13 protein-coding genes are annotated in these 17,645 nt (G+C 48.1%); 10 read left to right on the top strand and 3 right to left on the bottom strand.

Annotation, left to right across the window (positions count from 1 at the left end; genetic code table 11):
- A partial coding sequence (locus MJZ25_15280; protein MCQ2125535.1) for an NADP-dependent isocitrate dehydrogenase occupies positions 1 to 1,172 on the top strand: 1,172 nt, incomplete at its 5' end.
- A 129-nt stretch (positions 1,173 to 1,301) separates the two neighbouring features.
- Here MJZ25_15280 and MJZ25_15275 read toward each other — a convergent pair.
- Positions 1,302 to 3,098 (bottom strand): AAA family ATPase, encoded by a 1,797-nt coding sequence (locus tag MJZ25_15275; protein MCQ2125534.1) that lies wholly within the window; start codon positions 3,096 to 3,098, stop codon positions 1,302 to 1,304.
- A 171-nt stretch (positions 3,099 to 3,269) separates the two neighbouring features.
- Between MJZ25_15275 and MJZ25_15270 the strand changes: the two genes are divergently transcribed.
- From MJZ25_15270 to MJZ25_15240, 7 genes are all read left to right on the top strand, one after another.
- Entirely contained in the window at positions 3,270 to 4,916 is a 1,647-nt protein-coding gene (locus MJZ25_15270) for a LamG domain-containing protein (protein ID MCQ2125533.1), read from the top strand.
- Between the two features lie 149 nt (positions 4,917 to 5,065).
- Positions 5,066 to 6,976, top strand: coding sequence for an endo-1,4-beta-xylanase (locus MJZ25_15265; protein MCQ2125532.1), 1,911 nt, complete (start codon positions 5,066 to 5,068; stop codon positions 6,974 to 6,976).
- Positions 6,977 to 7,114: 138 nt separating this feature from the next.
- Positions 7,115 to 9,928, top strand: a complete 2,814-nt coding sequence (locus MJZ25_15260) for a BamA/TamA family outer membrane protein (GenBank protein ID MCQ2125531.1) — start codon at positions 7,115 to 7,117, stop codon at positions 9,926 to 9,928.
- 9 nt (positions 9,929 to 9,937) lie between these two features.
- The gene (locus MJZ25_15255) at positions 9,938 to 10,453 is read left to right on the top strand and encodes an OmpH family outer membrane protein (GenBank protein ID MCQ2125530.1); all 516 of its coding nucleotides are present in this window, start codon (positions 9,938 to 9,940) and stop codon (positions 10,451 to 10,453) included.
- Positions 10,454 to 10,516: 63 nt separating this feature from the next.
- Positions 10,517 to 12,205 (top strand): energy-dependent translational throttle protein EttA, encoded by a 1,689-nt coding sequence (gene ettA / locus MJZ25_15250; GenBank protein MCQ2125529.1) that lies wholly within the window; start codon positions 10,517 to 10,519, stop codon positions 12,203 to 12,205.
- 162 nt (positions 12,206 to 12,367) lie between these two features.
- Positions 12,368 to 12,946: a hypothetical protein gene (locus MJZ25_15245; GenBank protein MCQ2125528.1), complete on the top strand. Its 579-nt coding sequence runs from the start codon at positions 12,368 to 12,370 to the stop codon at positions 12,944 to 12,946.
- A gap of 13 nt (positions 12,947 to 12,959) precedes the next feature.
- Positions 12,960 to 13,607: an ABC transporter permease subunit gene (locus tag MJZ25_15240; GenBank protein MCQ2125527.1), complete on the top strand. Its 648-nt coding sequence runs from the start codon at positions 12,960 to 12,962 to the stop codon at positions 13,605 to 13,607.
- Between the two features lie 44 nt (positions 13,608 to 13,651).
- On the opposite strand, the gene fliB is transcribed toward MJZ25_15240, so the two are convergent.
- Entirely contained in the window at positions 13,652 to 14,755 is a 1,104-nt protein-coding gene (gene fliB / locus MJZ25_15235) for a flagellin lysine-N-methylase (GenBank protein ID MCQ2125526.1), read from the bottom strand.
- 32 nt (positions 14,756 to 14,787) lie between these two features.
- Between fliB and MJZ25_15230 the strand changes: the two genes are divergently transcribed.
- Both MJZ25_15230 and MJZ25_15225 read left to right on the top strand, forming a co-directional pair.
- A complete protein-coding gene (locus tag MJZ25_15230) occupies positions 14,788 to 15,498 on the top strand; it encodes an SDR family oxidoreductase (protein ID MCQ2125525.1) in 711 nt (236 codons plus the stop codon).
- 1 nt (position 15,499) lies between these two features.
- Positions 15,500 to 17,197 (top strand): beta-galactosidase, encoded by a 1,698-nt coding sequence (locus tag MJZ25_15225; GenBank protein MCQ2125524.1) that lies wholly within the window; start codon positions 15,500 to 15,502, stop codon positions 17,195 to 17,197.
- A gap of 251 nt (positions 17,198 to 17,448) precedes the next feature.
- On the opposite strand, the gene MJZ25_15220 is transcribed toward MJZ25_15225, so the two are convergent.
- A partial coding sequence (locus MJZ25_15220) for a hypothetical protein (protein MCQ2125523.1) occupies positions 17,449 to 17,645 on the bottom strand: 197 nt, incomplete at its 5' end.

Here is a 17,645-nt window from a genome sequence, read left to right as displayed (position 1 = left end):
CCTCCATGCCGGCCATGATCCGTAACTCCGGCTGCATGTGGAACAAGGAAGGCAAACTCCAGGAAGTGAAGGCTTGCATTCCGGACCGCTGCTATGCAGGCATCTACGAAGCTACCATCGATTTCCACAAGAAGAATGGCGCATTCGATCCCACTACCATGGGCTCTACCTCTAACGTAGGCCTTATGGCTCAGGGCGCCGAAGAATACGGCTCCCACGACAAGACCTTCATTGCAAAGGGCAAGGGCGTTATCCGTGCCGTGAACAGCAAGGGCGAAGTTCTCCTTTCCCAGGACGTTGAAGCCGGCGACATCTTCCGTATGTGCCAGGCTAAGGACGCTCCCATCAAGGACTGGGTCAAGCTGGCTGTGAATCGCGCTCGCGTTTCCAACACTCCGGCTATCTTCTGGCTGGACCCGCAGCGTGGTCATGACCGTGAAATCCAGAAGAAGGTGGAACTCTACCTGAAGGACCACGACCTCACCGGTCTCGACATCAAGATTATGGACCCCAAGTCCGCCATTACCGAATCCCTGACCCGCGCCAAGGCTGGCCTTGACACCATCAGCGTTACCGGTAACGTGATGCGTGACTACCTCACCGACCTGTTCCCGATCTTGGAAGTGGGTACTTCCGCCAAGATGTACTCCATCGTGCCTCTCATGGCTGGTGGCGGCATGTTCGAAACTGGTGCAGGTGGCTCCGCTCCCAAGCACGTACAGCAGTTCCTCGCAGAAAACTACCTGCGCTGGGATTCCCTGGGCGAATACTTCGCTCTGGTTCCGTCCTTCGAACAGATTGCCTCCACTACCGGCAACAAGAAGGCTAAGGTTCTAGCTGACACTCTGGACGAAGCCAACGGCCGCATTCTTGAAAACAACCGTACTCCGGCCCGTAAGATTGGTGACCTGGACAACCGCGGTTCCCACTTCTACCTGGCAATGTACTGGGCCGAAGCTCTTGCCGCACAGACTGCTGATGCAGAACTTGCTGCAAAGTTCGCTCCCGTTGCCGCAGCCCTCACCGCCGCAGAAAAGGACATTGTTGGTGCCCTTACCGCTGCCCAGGGCCAGCCCGTAGACATCGGTGGTTACTACTTCCCCAAGGCAGAACTTCTCAAGAAGTGGATGCGCCCGGTTGAACAGTTCAACAAGGTTATTGACTCTATCTAATTTCGTTTAGGGCTTGCGGTTTCGCGAACCCAAAGCGTTTTAAGATAAACTAAAAAGAAGACCCCGTGAACATCACGGGGTCTCTTTTTTCTATCTCAAACATGTGCTTTGGCAGAGGGAGTCTGGTCCTTAGTAGGTTTGACTACCTTCGATAATCCACTTGCAAAGTTCCTCGATGCTTGCGTAGTCGGGGAGGGTCTTTGTGAAATTCTGGGCCTTGCTGCGCTCAATGAACTTGCTCCAGGTGGCCTCGTTCTTTGCTGTCAAACCCAGGTGCTCTTCGATGGCGCCCTTGGTCCAGACCCAAATGCCTTGGCTGCGAAGCTTGGCATGAATGCTTCTGATGGGGCGCTCGGCTTCGGGCATGGCGGCCATCATGGCGTAGGCCTGCGCAGCGGTAGTGTTGCTGTGCTTGCTTACGGGGAGACCGTTTACCAGACGCAGATGGTGCTGGAATGCCAATTCCCTAAAGAGATTCTGGCAGTATCTGATGTCCGGATCGTTAAAGTCCAGGAATCCGTCGTGAGTGGCCGTCGTGAAAGCGTAATCCAAGTCCACGATGGCGCGTACCGGCATGTCCATGGCGCCAAGAACCAGCATACTCTTGCGGGTGTTGCTGACACCGCCTTGGCGAACCAGGGCGCACTTGATCAAAGCAAAACTTTGCCCGGTAATGCGTTCAAACAATGCGGGCAAAACACGAAGTTCTGTTTTTCCTTCGGTCAAAAGAACGTAGTCTGCAAACAGCAATTCGTTGCTGTTGCTCAAACTGAACAGCATCTGCAGCTGGCTGGGAGCGTCTTGCACCACCTGGTGAACAGCGTCTTCCATTCGCTTTCGCATGAAGGTGCCGCGTTCCTTGTTCTTACGAATCAGGAGGGAAGTGCTTACATCTTCGCTAGTGACCATCTGGGCGCTGTGGGTGGCGAACACCACCTGGTAGCCCTCGTTGGACAAGTTCTTCAGGGCGACTCGCACCAATTCAACCGCCTGGGGATGCAGGTACAATTCCGGGGAATCGATGAGCAGCATGGTACGGCTCAGGTAGTGGTTGTTGTGATGCTTCTTGATGTCGGCAAGGTAGCGGATCAAGGCCATCTGGATGGCGCGCTTGGAACCTGCACCCATGCGGGTAATGTCTCGTTCAAACCCGTCGTCTTCGTCAATAACCTTGAGGCTAGCCTTTTTCAGGAAAGTTTCCAACGTGGGAACAGGAATGTCCAATTCCACCTTGACGCTGGGGAACAGCGGTCTCAGTTTTTCATTGACGTCGCGATCGAAGGCGACCATTTCTTCGGCCCTGTTTTCGCTTTCCGGGGAAAGGATGTCGCTGAACTTGCTCAGCAGCATATTGATTTCACCACCGAAACGCCTTTCCAACGGCTTGAAAATTTCGTGCAACAGCTTGGTGAAGGCCTGGTTTCCTTCAAAGTCCCAAATGGCGATGGATTCCGGGAACATTCTGTTGAATGCCGACAGAAAATCTTCGTCGGCCCGGATCCATTCCTTGTTGTTTCTGCCGTTGCGCTTGTTGGACGGAACGAAAACGAAGGTTTCTACGGAATCCGGATTTTCACCAGGAACTCTCTGGAGTTTCTTGATGCTGAGCCTGCCTGCGTTGGCCCCTGTGGTAATCAGGTACGGCATAATTGCTGCCGCCTTTTCTTCGCCGAGGCGGGCCAGGACTTGTTCCGAAATACCGTCAAAGACACCTATGACTTCCACAGGCTCGTTGGGATTGTCGAAATAGGAGATGTCTAGGGAAAAATGGGCCAAAAGCCAGCGGATTCCCATCAAAATGTTGGTCTTGCCGGCGTTGTTGTACCCGATTAGGGCTGTAAAACTACTGAGGGGAAACGTCTGACGCTGGATAGAGCGCAGATTTGCAATAGTTATCTCAGAAAGTCTTAAAGCTTGCGGTTGCATACCATGAACATATATAAAATTCATGTATCGGGAGGCCAAAAAACGGAAAATTGATGTTTTTGTGTGTTTTTTAGCAATTTTTCGCCTAATTTCCCGTTGTCTGCGGGCAACCTTTTGTGTTTTTTCGTTGTCCAAAAGACAAATTACATATCTATATTTATATTGCACGCTATGAAGTTTGGGTTAAGACATAGTTTACTTGCTGCCGGAATGGTCAGCCTGCTTTCTGTGGGCTGCAATACCAACGTTGCCGGTAACAGTGCTGAAACTGGTTCTCCCGAACTGGCAGGCGTCCTTTACCTCGATAATGGAGAACCGGCAAGCTTTGCTCGTGTTCGTGTCGTGGGTTCCGATTTTGACTTCTATCAGGGCGATCGTCTTCGTGATGTCATCGAAGTGAATGCTGATTCCAATGGTGCATACAAGATTGATTCCATGCCGGGAATCAACACTAGCTCTTTCTCCTTGGAAGCTTTCCATGAAGAATCCGGTAAGCGCTTGCTGCTCCAGAATTTGGCCTTGGAAGACGATAGTCTGGTGGTTAGCGATTCCTTGCTGAATCCTGGTACCGCCTACCTCAATGTTGAAAATGTCTTTGAAGACGATGTGGATGGTCTTGAAGGCGAAGCCACCATTGTTGGTACAACCTTCCGTCAGCGCGTCGAGGTCAAGGGCAGCGTTGTCTTGATTGACTCCTTGCCGGCTGGTGAACAGGATCTCGTTATCCATCTCTTTGACAAGGATACTTTGGATGCTGCATTCGGCGAATTGAATGTGGTGGCTGGCGATACCATTGTGGATACTATTCCGGAAGCTGTGATTAGAACCTTTAAGGCTCCTCTGGCTTTGCCTAAGGGCGTTTCCTTCGACTCTACTTATTCCTCCTTGACCGACATTCCCATGGCCTTCCGCCTGGATAGTTCCGTGGCTGGTTTCAATGGCTTGGTCACCCGAGGCAAGGGTCGTTTCGAAGCTTATCGCATCAATGAAGACGGTGAACGTTCTGCAAGTCTTCCCATTAGCATCAGCCGCTTTGATTCATCCGCCAAGGAGGCTGTCTTCTGGGTTCGCGTGGATTCCTTGAATTTCACGGACACCATATCCATTGTCTATAACTCCATTAAACCGGCTCTTTATGCTTCGGATGTGTTTAGAACTTTGGGTCATTTCCGTACCGTTTGGCATTTCGATGATGGAGTAAAGACTTTTGTCGATGAAGCAGAAAACGACGAAGTTTCCAAGGGAACTCCGTCCAATGTGAAGGAAGTGGATGGCGCCGTGGGTAAGGCCTACTTGTTTGTTAATGACAAGACTTCCTTTGTCACGGTGGACAGTTCCGCTTCTGGCGAACTGAACTTCCCTGCAGATACCTTGAGCTATAGCCTCTGGGTTCGTATCGATGATATCAAGGACTCCTGTATGATCTTCTCCAAGGATGGTCAGTATAGCTTGGTTTATGATCCTGACCAGGGCTTTGTTGCTGGTTATCGCGAAACTTCTGGCAGCACTTATTACGCTCACACCTTCCGCAGTGGCGATAGCTTGGTGACTGAAGGCAAGTGGACTCACATTTATTTCTTGAACCGTTCCGGCAAGCAGAGTTTCTATGTGAACGGAGTGAACATTCCTCAGAAGAATACTTCTGCAACAACCAAGAACAAGCGTTACGAAACTTCCAATCTTGTGATTGGCCGAGGTCTCAGCGGAGCCATTGACGAACTAGTTTTTAGCGACGGCCCCCATTCTGATTTCTGGGTCAAAACTCTGTATTTGAACCAGAATCCCTACGAAATTTGGCCGAAGTTCCCGACTGAATAGGCTTTTTTTACGAAAAAAATGAATTTTGAGCGTTGTAATTCGTTGCAACGCTTTCTCTTTTTACGGTATCCCGAATGTTGTGAAATGAACTTATTTTTTGGTTGGGAATTTGGGTACGTTAACCCTTTAGGATTATTAGGATTAGGAAAATGAAAAAAAAGTTTTTTGGTCGTGCTGTTTTGGTGGGTATGGCCCTTTCGTTCGGTGCATCCCAGGTGTTTGCTCAAGCCGATAGTACTCTTCGTCAGTTAGCTGAAGCCCGTGGCCGTTTTGTCGGCGCTATTTTGAATTCTGGTTGGTTTAGCTATGGTTTGGGTGACGACGCTGAAGTTTATGAGAATACCCACAAGTCTCAGTTCAATATTGTTGTGGCTGAAAACGAGATGAAGTTTGATGCCACCGAACCCAAGCGCAATTCCTTCAATTTTTCCAAGGGCGATAAGCTGATGGCCTACGCTGCTGCTAACGGCATGCAGGTTCGTGGTCATGCACTGGCTTGGCATAGTCAGGTTCCCCAGTGGGTTCCTGATTTGGCTGCGAAGGTGGAAAAGGCTGGCGGTTCTGCCCGCGATACCCTTCTTGCAGTTCTGAAGAACCATATTGAAAATGTGGTGGGTCATTACAAAGGTAAAGTTCGTGAGTGGGACGTGGTGAACGAAGCCATTGACGATACTCAGCCTGCTGCCTGGCGTTCCGGCTCTAGCCAGAATCCGTCTGTATGGAACAAGTATATTGGTCGTGACTTTATTGACTCCGCCTTTACCTGGGCCCATAAGGCTGATCCTGATGCAAAATTGTATTACAACGATTATTCCCTGGAATGGGGTTTGGCCGCAGGTTCCAAGGCTCAGTTTGCCTTGGACTCTATCGGAAAACGTTTGAAGGCTGCCGGCATTTATATTACCGGTATCGGAACTCAGACCCATATTTCTGACTATCACGTTACCACTCCGCAGAATGTGAAGGCTTTGGCACAGGCTCTCGAGAAGGAAGGCTTGACCATGCAAATTACGGAACTGGACATCGGTTTTGATAAGAAGGATGCTTCCAAGTCTGATTATGAGGCTCAGGGTCATCTTTATCGACAGTTCATGGACCTGTTCCTGGAAGCGCCTAACATGGAAGCATTCGTAATCTGGGGCTTTAGCGACAAGTATAGCTGGCTTATGGATCTGTACAAATACAATGGTTTGATTTATGATTCCAGCTTTGTGCCCAAGCCTGCCTACGACAGCTTGGTGGCAAGTCTCAAGGCTCATAGTGCGGATAAAGTAACGAAGGTTAATGATGTGGTGCCTTTGACTTGGGAAAATACATCTCCTTTTGGTAATGGAGTTTACGTCATTGTTGATTACAGTCAGGATGGCGCGGAATCTGTTGGATCGTGGGATGGCGATGTGAAGAATGGCAATGCAAAGTTTGTTGCAGAAGAACTTGCTGGCAGGAAGGGATACTTGAATGTTCCCTTGGCCGGTTGCGACCAAAATGCTGATTACTGCGGTTATCAGCATGCTGTTTACACTTTGCCTGAAGAAACTGTTGAAAAGAACGTCCTTGGCCGATGCGAAACCCTTTTGCTGACGACTTATGGTCCTAATGGTAGCACCGCCTACGTGAATGTGGGTATGAACGAGCCTTGGGCTAGTCTGCAGAATGGCCGCCCTGTTGCCGCCAAAACTTGGAGCGGAACCACCGTCGACTTGCAGGTTGTTCGTGATTCTTCCTTTAAGCCAACGCAGCTGACTTTCAATAGCAGCGATATGTCTGCTATGTATATCGCAAAGATTGAGGCAGTGGGTTGCCCGGACAATTGGGACGATGCAGCAATTCGTCCGAATTTTGCAAAAACTAATCTTAGAATTCATTTCTCAGGAACTGTACTGACCGTATCTGCAGCTAAATCTGTTCAGGTTGATGTATTTGATATGCAGGGTCGACCTGTTTTCAATGGGAAAAACATCTATGGAACTGTTAATCTTGCGTCCTTGGCAAAGGGCCTTTATGTGGTTCGCGTAAACGATGGTTCCAGTAGCCTTGTTCGCCGAATTTCCATTAGGTAAAATCCTAGTTTAATGCTTTATTTCTGGAAGTTCCCCAATGTTGGGGAACTTTTCCTTTTTTGCCCTCGTAAATAGTCTTTTTTACGCAAAAAACGGCATTCTCATTAAATCTCCGGCACTCAACTTTTGTATTTTTGGTTGGAATTAGATTTATTTACAGGTAGGTTTACTCTGTTGTTGCGATTGTTGTTTGCTGTTGCTGTAATGGTGGGCTTTGCTCAGGCCCAACTTTTGGATATGTCTGAAATGTCCGAAAGCTACATGATGGAAAATACCGTTAGCAAGGTGAAGGTTGAAGGTACCGTTCACATGGATCCGCGTGCTGTCTTGAGCCGTATCGGCATTAAGGATGGCCAAAGCTATTCTCCGTCTGGTCTTACCGATAAGGTTCAGGCTTCAGTTACTTCCTTGTACGAATCCGGTCTTTTTGATGATGTTACCGCATGGATTGACTATGTCGGCGATGGTTCCGATGTGGAATTGATCTTTAAGATTAAGGAACTCCCTGCTCTGGATACGGTTGTTTTTGAAGGTTGTGATGATATTACTGAAGAGGATTTGCGCCTCAAGGTTCGCTTGATTCCTGGACAGGTTTATAGCAAGAGCCAGTTGGAACGCGACCGTCAGGCTATTTTGGCTCATTACCATTCTGAAGGCTACCTTCTTGCTGAAGTTGGCTACCGCGAAACTGAATCCGATGAAAACAAGAACATGGTGACCTTTGTCGTCCGTGAAGGTGGTAAGGTCAAGGTTCGTCAGTTCGATATCCAGGGCAATGATAACGTTCCCAAGGAAGATATCATGGACCACATGCTCACCAAGCTGGATCAGTGGTGGGGTGGTGGCGAATTCAAGGAAGAAGTCTTCGCTGCAGACCGTGATTCTGTGCTGAATGCAATCCGTCATTTTGGCTACCTGGATGCAGAACTTACTGAATACAGTGCTGAATATTTGCCGGATTCCTCTTGCTTGTTCTATATGGGACGCATGGTTCCCATGGGAGCTAAGCTTGAAAACCTTTATGACCAGTTGAATACTGCGTTTGCTGACACCACCCATGCTATGAGCAAGATGGCTGGTAAGCCCACCATGCAGGTGACCCATATTTTCCGCAATCACCGTGCCATTGGTGAAAAGAGCTGGGTTACAAGACCGCTTCCCAAGGTGAAGTCTGAAGAAGATGCCTGGAAATATTTGAACGATATTATCCGCTATGAAGATTCCCGTAAGGAATTGCTCTCCATCGTGAAGAACAACAAGTGGAATAATCCGAAGATCGACTCCTTGAAGAACATCAAGAAGTTGAACATTTATCAGGAAAAGCTCCTGGTCCGTTACATGATTGAAGATATGTTCCCGGCCTTGAACAAGTACGATGAGATTAAGACCTCCAGCGCTATCCTCGTTCATATTCATATGAATGAAGGCCGTCGTTACTACATGGGCGGTTTGCATTTTTCTGGTAACGAAGTCCTGAACGACCAGATGCTCCAGTATGTTTATCGCCTTGATAGCGGCATGGTCTTTGACCAGTACCTCTATGACGCCTCCCGTAAGGCTTTGATCGACGCTTATCGTGAAGATGGCTACCTGTTCGCTCAGTACGAAGAAGAACGAACCTTCACAAACGATTCTATTGTGAACCTGTCCTACAAGATGACCGAGGGTCTCCCGGCTCAGATTCATAAGGTTCATATCCACGGCAATACCAAGACCAATGAAAAGGTTATCCGCCGTGAAGTTCGCTTGTATCCGGGTGACACCTACCGCCAGTCTGCCTTGGAACGTAGCTTCCGTGAAATCATGCAGTTGAATTACTTCGACATGGTCTTGCCGGATATCAAGGTTGTGGGTGAACAGGAAGTGGATCTTGACTTTGCCGTGCAGGAAAAGGAAGCCGGTACAGGTCAGTTCAGCCTTGGTGTTTCCTATAGCGAAAGTGATGGTCTTGTGGGTACTGCAGCAATTTCTATCCCCAACTGCTGTATGGGTGATGGTCAGGCTGCATCCCTCAACGTTGAATATGGTGCAGACAAGAAGAGTGCATCCATCAGCTTCCAGGAACCGTGGCTGCTTGATAAGCCCATTACCTTGGGTGCAAGTTTGAGCTATTCTTGGTGGAATATGGAAGAGTACGGTGACCCGAATATTACTCGTTACGGTGGTAGCGTATATCTGGGTAAGCGCCTTAAGTGGCCGGATGACTACTTCTATGGACAGATCGGTTATAGCTGGCTCATGAATAAGCAGGGCGATAACATCCCGGGTAGCTATGTGGTTTACTCCGGTGTTGAATCTGCCATTAACTTCCGCTTGATCCGTGACGACAAGAACCTGCCTCAGTTCCCCACCGATGGTTCTCGCTATGTTCTTGACATGCAGTTCGCAGAAGGCACTGTGTTTGGCGACTTTGAATTCGTGAAGACGGAATTGACCGTGAAGTGGTGGTTCCCCTTGTTCCGCGATCGTTTGACTTTGGCTTTGACCAACCAGTATGGTGTGATCTTCGGTGACCGTTTGCAGTATCGTACTTTGTACACAATGGGTGGCGCCTATGGTTACGAAGGCATGATGCGTGGTTATACCTCTGGATCTATCGGTAATCGCCGCTTGGGTCGTAGCTACCAGTACGTTGGTGCTGAACTTCAGCTTGGTCTTGTGCCGCAGACATTCTACCTGTTGCCCTTCTTCTTTGATGCAGGTAACGTGTTTGGTGAACGCTATGACCCCAAGACCCAGGTTCCGAAGCCCAGCCGCAGCCCGCTTAGCGAATGGGATCCCACCAGCCTTAAGAAGGATATTGGCTTTGGTTTCCGCGTCGTTGTGCCTATGCTTGGCATTATTGGCTTTGACTTTGCTTGGCCTTTGGACGTGGGTGAAAACTACACCGGTACTCAAAAGGAAACTGTTGGTGACATGGAATTCAACTTCGTTATCAGCCAGGGCTTCTAAGGAGTTTGTATGTTAAAACGACTTTTGATTTTGTTCGTGTTTGCATTTGCAACGGCCGGCTTTGCCGAAGACGGCCTTCGCATTGCTCACGTTGATTCTAAGCTGATCTTTGACGGTTACAAGGGCACCAAGAAGGCCCAAGAAGAATACGACCGTCAGGTGGCTAAGTGGGAACAGCAGGGCAACTTGCTGCAGAAGGAACTTGCTGCTATCAAGGAAAAATTGGACAAGCAGATGCTCATGCTTTCCGATGAAAAGAAACGTGAACTTGAAGCAGAATATGCCAAGAAGGATACTGAACTCAAGAACTTCATCGACCGCGTCTACGGACGTAAGGGCGAACTGATTTCTGAAAACGAAAAGGTCAGTGGCCCGATTATCCAGCTTATCCGCAAGGCGGTGAATGAAATTGCTTTGCAGGAAGGCTATGACATGGTCGTGGACCGTGCCACCGGTGCAGTTCTTTTCTGGAAGAAGGATAACGACCTGACACAGAAAGTTCTGGACTACCTGAATAAACAGTAATTTTAAATATTGACCAAGTACAATTGATCCAACAAATAACAGCGCTTTGCGCCGAGGACCATTATGGCCGAAAATAAAGCAGAAAAGTTTGTATTCTACATGTACAAGATGTGCAAGTCTTACCCCAACAAGGAAGTCTTGAAGGACATCTCCCTTAGCTTCTACTATGGCGCTAAGATTGGTATTATCGGTCAGAATGGTGCCGGTAAGTCTACGCTTCTGCGTATTATGGCTGGTATCGATAAGGAATTCCAGGGCGAAGCTTGGATTGAACCGGGTCGTACCGCTGGTTACCTGCCTCAGGAACCGCAGCTGGATCCGAACTTGACCGTCAAGGAAAATGTGATGCAGGCTGTGGCCAAGAAACAGGCTATCCTTGACCGTTTCAACGAAATTTCCATGAGGTTCGCAGAACCCATGGAAGATGATGAAATGAACAAGCTTTTGGATGAACAGGCTAAGCTCCAGGACATCATCGATGCGCAGGACTTGTGGAGCCTAGATCGCAATATTGAAATTGCTATGGACGCACTCCGTTGCCCGCCGGGCGACTGGCCGGTGACAAACCTCTCCGGTGGTGAAAAGCGCCGTGTGGCTCTCTGCCGTTTGCTCCTGGAAGAACCGGATCTGTTGCTTCTCGACGAACCGACCAACCACTTGGATGCTGAAACTGTGGCATGGCTGGAACGCCACCTCCGCGAATACAAGGGTTCCGTCATTCTCGTTACCCATGACCGTTATTTCCTGGACAACGTTACTGGTTGGATTCTTGAAATTGACCGTGGCCGCGGCATTCCTTGGGAAGGTAATTATGCCCAGTGGCTGGACCAGAAGCTTGATCGCATGAAGAACGAAGAAAAGGGTGAATCTGATCGTCAGAAGCGCCTGGCTCGCGAACAGGAATGGGTCAAGCAGAGTCCCAAGGCTCGCCAGGCCAAGAACAAGGCTCGTCTTAAGGCTTACGAAGAATTGCTGGCCGAAGACTCCAGGGAAAAGATTAATGTGGCTCAGATCCACATTGCTAACGGTAACCGTCTGGGTGACATCGTTATTCAGGCTGAACATCTGCAGAAGGCCTTTGGCGAAAAGGTGCTGTTCGACGATTTGAACTTCAGTCTGCCTCGCTCCGGTATCGTGGGCATTATCGGCCCCAACGGTGCTGGTAAGACCACTTTGTTCAAGATGATTACCGGTTCTGAAAAGCCCGATGGCGGTACCTTGAAGATTGGTGAAACTGTTCAGATCATCAGTATGGAACAGGGCCGCGACTCTCTGGATGATACCAAGACCGTCTGGGAATCCATTACCGGCGGCAACGACGAAATTATGGTGGGCGACCGCAAGATGAATGGCCGCGCCTACTGTGGCTTGTTCAACTTCACTGGCGCTGCCCAGCAGAAGAAGCTGAATACTCTTTCCGGTGGTGAACGCAACCGCGTGCTCATGGCCAAGAACCTGCAGCAGCCCGGTAACCTGTTGTTCCTGGACGAACCTACCAACGACTTGGATATTGAAACCCTCCAGGCCCTGGAACAGGCTATCCTGAAGTTCGCAGGCTGCGCCGTGATTATCTCCCATGACCGCTGGTTCCTGGACCGTATCGCAACCCACATCCTTGCTTACGAAGGCGACTCCAAGGTGGTCTGGTTCGAAGGTAACTGGAGCGAATACGAAGCCGACCGTCGCAAGCGTCTGGGCGAAGATGCAGAAAATCCCAAGCCCATCAAGTACAAGACTCTCACACGAAACTAGGTTGCGCTAGGGCGCGAAAGTTCGCTGCGCGACCTTTTGCTTTGAGGTGTGAGGTCGCTGCAGTTCACTTCGTGAACTTACGCTTTGAGGTCGGCGACGGCGTTGCCTTTGATGTGTAAAATAATGGCGCCCTTAGGGGCGCCTTTTTATATATTTCAATATATGAAGTCGTTGATTCAAATCCTTTTTCTTTCTGCATCATTGTTGTTGGCTCAAAACATTGATGAAAGTGTAATTGGAGGGAGTAAGAATTTGACGCTTGATGATGCTTTGTGTAAGGGTTGCAAAATTCTTCGATACAATTCAACGGACTCGACAAGTTGTGAATCCTGTGCAGATTATGTGAGCTGTAATCAAGATGGCGATATAGTTACCTATTCTTCTGGTCCAATGGGAAGTTGGACGAATGTTGAGTCTGTAGTAGTTTCTAAGGGTGATGCAAGAAGTCTTCCCAAGTGTAAGCTTCGTTTTTCTTCAAATCTAAAGCTTCGGCTAGGTATGACAAAAAGCGAAGTTCTAAAAACTGGGTTATATTTTAGGCGAACTTCTGATAAAACCTGGGAATGGATGAGTTGGAGCAGGTTAGAAGGATCTCCTGATGAAGCTGGAAATGATTGGCATGAATGGCAAGGACGAACGCTTGAATTTTGTAATGAGAAACTGTGTAGCTTTGGGTATTGGTGTAGTGTGTTCGATTCCGGCCCTAGTGATGGGGATGTAAAAGAGTTTTCTAAACCATAGACGACGATTTCTCATGATTCTTCACGTTTTTAAACATGAACTGCGATTGATTTTCCGGGAGCCCCGCTTTTGGATTCCCTTCGTGATTCCGCCGGTGATTCTGGCTGCCTCTCAGGGAATTGCTGTTTCTCGCTATGGCGGGCAAGTGATGCTGGGCATGGAAGGCTACATGATGCTTCTTTTGGGTTGTCTCATGGCGCCTATGGGAGCGCCCCTTGCTGCCGATAGCTTTGCTGGTGAACGTGAAAGAAATTCTTTGGAGCTGCTGCAACTTTCTCCAGTGAAACCTGCGGATTTGTTCTGGGGAAAATTGTTGGCGGTATTGCCGTTCCCTCTTATCTTTGCTTTAATTGGCCAAGGTGCCTACTGGATCGCTCATTCGGACATTTCTCTGGAAATGGGTGCTGCCGCTATGCTTGGCGCAGCATCTGCAAGCTTGTTGGTGAATGCCTTTTCTTTGTTTCTTTCTTTGAAAGCCAAGACAGTTCGCTCTGCAACCCAGGGAACTTTGTTCTTTATCGTTCCTTTGCTGCTGATTGTACAATTCTGTTACGAGCCCTTCCTTGATGGAATCTTTATTCCTGCGGTAACATTGGTTGCATCGTTGTTTATTTGCGCTGCAGTGACTGTTGTAGGAATGAGAAAGTTTGTCAATTTGTAATTACTCGGTGATGAGTGTGTTTGGCACCGATATGATGCCTGCTCTTAAATTTCATTGCGGAGAATACGGCGGAACTGCTCTATGCTGAATGCTGGATTCTGGAAGAAATTATCAGCAAGGATTTCCATGATTTCTTCTGAGTATTCAGTCTGCTTGCTCAGCAGCTTGATGGCGTTGATTTTGGGAGTGACAGAACCACACTCTCCAAGAATATGGCCGAATCGTTGCAGGATAATCCAGAAGAAAATGGCGAATTGCACTTTGGTGAGGCTGTCTCCGTCAAAAAGACTCTTGGCGTAGTAACGGAAAATCAAGTAGGCGATAATCTTTTCGCCGTCTTCGTCGGAGAACATAGGCTTATTGTTGTGGTCGTCGTCGGCAACCCAACCTTCGCGAACCATTCCTTCAAAAGCTTTGTTCCAAGCGGGACCGTAGCTTTCTCCTTCGCCGAGAATTTCAATCCACGTTTGTTTGATGGCCTGATCGCTGAGGCTTACAGATTCGTCCGTTTCCTCGAAATCAATTCCGGAAGTTTCAACAGCGTAATCAAGAACTTCGGTCAATCTTTCTTTTAAAGGTTTGTTTCGATCTGCCAGCAATTCAAAAATATGTTCGCGTTCTGCAAAGATTGCATCTCGGGCTTCTTCGGCGTCTTCCGGCAGTGTGTCTGGCTCGTCGTCAATTTCACGTTCTACGAACTGTAAACTCTTTTCGCCTATGGGTTCTTCTAATAGCAATCGCACGGCTTCTTCACAGCAAAGGCCTACGCCCTTTTCCATAATGTCACCGTAGACTTCAACAAAGCGCGGGTGTTCTCTGCAAATGTTTCCCAGAACATTTCTGCCGTTTTCATCGCTGTCGGTACCGTCTACGCCTAAATGACAAATGGTGTCGCAAAGGCCGTTCTCCATCAAGAAAGGACAACGTTCGTCTTTGGTGAGCTTAATGTGTCCATCTTCGATATTTTCAAGGAACTTTTGTATGTAATCCTTCTTGGCGGATCCGCATTTTTCTTTGCAGACAATACTCTTGTAGTAGTCCAAAGTATCTTCGTCTACGTCAATTTCCCAGCCGATACAGCAGTTGTCTGTACAACGGTTGGCGATGCAAGTGAATTTATCATAAAAATTTGGGATGCGGAGTAACATACTTCAAAACTAGAAATTCTATACTTACAAGTATGAAGTCCTTTGAAAATAAAGTCGTTGTAGTTACCGGTGGCGCCCATGGGATTGGCCGCACTATTGTCCAGGAATTTGAAAAAGAAGGTGCGAAGGTCGCGTATATCGACATTCGTGAAAATCCGAGCTACATCGGGGATATTTCCAAAAAGGAAACTCTTGAGGATTTTGCAAAGTTCGTGCTTGGGAAATATGACCATGTGGATGTTTTGGTGAACAACGCTTTGCCACTGATGAAGGGCTTAGATGAATGCTCCTATGAAGAGTTCAACTACGCTTTGGCTGTTGGTGTTTCCGCCCCTTTCTATTTGACTAAACTGTTCTCAAAGCACTTTGCCCCAGGAGCAAGTATCATCAATATTTCTTCGTCCAGAGATCGTATGAGTCAGCCGCAAACAGAAAGCTATACGGCGGCTAAAGGTGGCATTGCTGCGTTGACTCACGCTCTTGCAGTTAGCTTGTCTGGAAAAGTTCGAGTAAATTCTATTTCTCCGGGATGGATTGATACGGATTTTGCTGAATATGAGGGCCCTGATGCGACGCAACAACCTGCAGGTCGTGTTGGCAATCCGTTGGATATTTCCAATATGGTGCTGTACTTGGCTTCGGATAAGGCTGGCTTCATTACAGGTGAAAACATCTGCATTGACGGTGGCATGACACGTCAAATGATCTACCATAATGATTGCGGATGGAAGTTGGAGAACTAAAATGAAAAGGTTTGTGTGTTTAGGATTACTGCCCATTTTGATGTGGGCTTGCGGTGATGATAATAATGGAGTAAAGCCTAGTGATCAGGAACTTTCCAGTTCATCTATTGAACAGTTGCCTGTAAGTTCTTCGGATAATGTATCGCAGAGTTGCTCCTCTACGGAAACTCCTGTCGTGTCGTCCTGCAGTTCTGCAGATGGCTCGGCACTTGAAAGTTCTAGTAGTTCAAGTACGGGGGAAGATGCTGTTTCCAGTGGTTCTTTGCAGGATGAGCCTGCGGAACCTGCTTCAAGTTCCTCTTCCTTGCCAACAATTGAGGGTGACACTACAAAAATTTCTTATGCATTGAAACCTTTTGACGGCCCTCTTGCCAATCCCCACAAGGGATTTACCCTCCTTACGGAGGGTGCCTGGAATTTTATTCCTGAATTCGAATATGGTCCTGATGTAAATGGCGCCTGGAATTTGATTAGCTATGGCTCCGGTTACCAGCGCTGGGATAAGCTGAACCCTGGTAAAGGAGTTTACGACTGGTCAGAATTGGAAGATCTTTTGAATGTTCTTCAGGAACATGGCTTGGGCTACGCATTGCGCGTTTTTCCCTATTCGCCCTCGTATATATTGGGTGAAGGTACACCTACAAGTGAATACGACTGGACTCCCACCTGGGTTTATGATGAAGGTGCCAAGAAGGTTACGGCCGTCTTTGAAGATAACGGCGCTCATGCTCAGGTTCCTGCGTGGGATGATCCTGTTTATTTGAAGTACGCCAAGGAATTTGCAACAGCATTGGCTGCCAAGTACGATGGTGATCCACGCCTTGAGTATATCGATGTTCGCACTTTTGGTGAATGGGGCGAATGGCATGTTTCCCACTTGGATGGTAGTGATATGCCGTCCCTGAAGATTCAGAAGGAATTGCTGGATCATTACGCTTCTGTATTCAAGAAAACTTTGCTTGCATTGCCTTCGGATGGTTATGGTGAAATTTATACCTACGCATTGAGCCTGGGAATTACAAAGCGCGATGACGGCTTTATCGGAATTCCTGGTACCGCTGATTCACTGGTTCGTGCTTACGAGGCTGGACTTCCTACCATTGCTGAAAATATCGGCAGCTACGAAGCCATGCTGAGTTTTGATAACAAGAGTTACATGAGATGGACTCCGGAACGTTGGGTTCACGAAATCACCACCGCCCATTTGACCTACTATGTGTTGGAACAGGAAAGCGATTGTGGTTATCGAATCTACAAGGAAAATAAGGCCTTGGCAGATTCCATGACTCATGTGATTGGCTACAACTTTATGGTGCAGCAGGCGGATCTTTTGACCATTACGGGAGATAAGGAAACTGCAAATGTTTTAAATATCTCCGTAAAGAACACTGGTATTGCTCCCTGCTTCTTTGATGTGTACATTGTTGCAGAATTTGTTAACAGTGACGGCGAAGTTCTTGAACAACTGGGCGAAACCGTCAAGGTTGAAAAGAAAACATTCAAGGACGGAGACGTTCGCAAGTTCTCCTTTGCTAGTGTCGTGCCAGCCCGCCGGACCAATGTGGCAGCCCTCCCTGGTGTAAACGTTGCTTTGTCTATGTACGAAAGCGAAGAGGCTTACAAGGCCGGAAAAAATCCCACGGTACGCTTTGATAACGATGGACTGCAGGGGAACAATAAGCTGATGTTGAAACAGTAGAATCTGCCTCGTATTTGTTACTGGATTAAGGCGAATAAAAAGAGGAAATCCGTTGGACTTCCTCTTTAATTTTATTCAAAATGAAAAGTGCCGACTTTCGCCGGCACGTTTCATTAAAGGTTGTAAGGACTGAGCTTATCGCAGTTCAGCCAGGGCCTTTGGTACATTCGCTACGCTCATGTACCAAGTACTAGCCTCGGTCATAGACAAATGAATTTGTCTGCGACACTCGGCTTACGTACTTGTCGTTCTTAACGCAACTCTTCCAGAGCCTTCTGGTTCTTAGCAATAATATCTTGCTGGGTTGCGAGCTTCACGCGTTCAGCATTGACGACTGCTTCCGGAGCGCCGGAAACGAACTTTTCATTGCTGAGCTTCTTTTCGATGGAAGTTGCAAAGCTCTTTGCCTTTTCGATTTCCTTTTCGAGGCGTGCGATTTCTGCAGCCG

It is taken from the genome of Fibrobacter sp., assembly GCA_024399065.1.
In the GTDB taxonomy this organism is placed as follows: domain Bacteria; phylum Fibrobacterota; class Fibrobacteria; order Fibrobacterales; family Fibrobacteraceae; genus Fibrobacter.
Note: the sequence above shows the minus strand (reverse complement) of the source record. Positions and strands in the feature narration are given on the sequence as shown.

Bases quoted from the DNA above. Each gene is read 5' to 3' on its own strand.
- MJZ25_15275 (MCQ2125534.1), bottom strand. From the start codon at position 3,098: ATGCAACCGCAAGCTTTAAGACTTTCTGAGATAACTATTGCAAATCTG.
- MJZ25_15270 (MCQ2125533.1), top strand. From the start codon at position 3,270: ATGAAGTTTGGGTTAAGACATAGTTTACTTGCTGCCGGAATGGTCAGC.
- MJZ25_15265 (MCQ2125532.1), top strand. From the start codon at position 5,066: ATGAAAAAAAAGTTTTTTGGTCGTGCTGTTTTGGTGGGTATGGCCCTT.
- MJZ25_15255 (MCQ2125530.1), top strand. From the start codon at position 9,938: ATGTTAAAACGACTTTTGATTTTGTTCGTGTTTGCATTTGCAACGGCC.
- ettA (MCQ2125529.1), top strand. From the start codon at position 10,517: ATGGCCGAAAATAAAGCAGAAAAGTTTGTATTCTACATGTACAAGATG.
- MJZ25_15245 (MCQ2125528.1), top strand. From the start codon at position 12,368: ATGAAGTCGTTGATTCAAATCCTTTTTCTTTCTGCATCATTGTTGTTG.
- MJZ25_15240 (MCQ2125527.1), top strand. From the start codon at position 12,960: ATGATTCTTCACGTTTTTAAACATGAACTGCGATTGATTTTCCGGGAG.
- fliB (MCQ2125526.1), bottom strand. From the start codon at position 14,755: ATGTTACTCCGCATCCCAAATTTTTATGATAAATTCACTTGCATCGCC.
- MJZ25_15230 (MCQ2125525.1), top strand. From the start codon at position 14,788: ATGAAGTCCTTTGAAAATAAAGTCGTTGTAGTTACCGGTGGCGCCCAT.
- MJZ25_15225 (MCQ2125524.1), top strand. From the start codon at position 15,500: ATGAAAAGGTTTGTGTGTTTAGGATTACTGCCCATTTTGATGTGGGCT.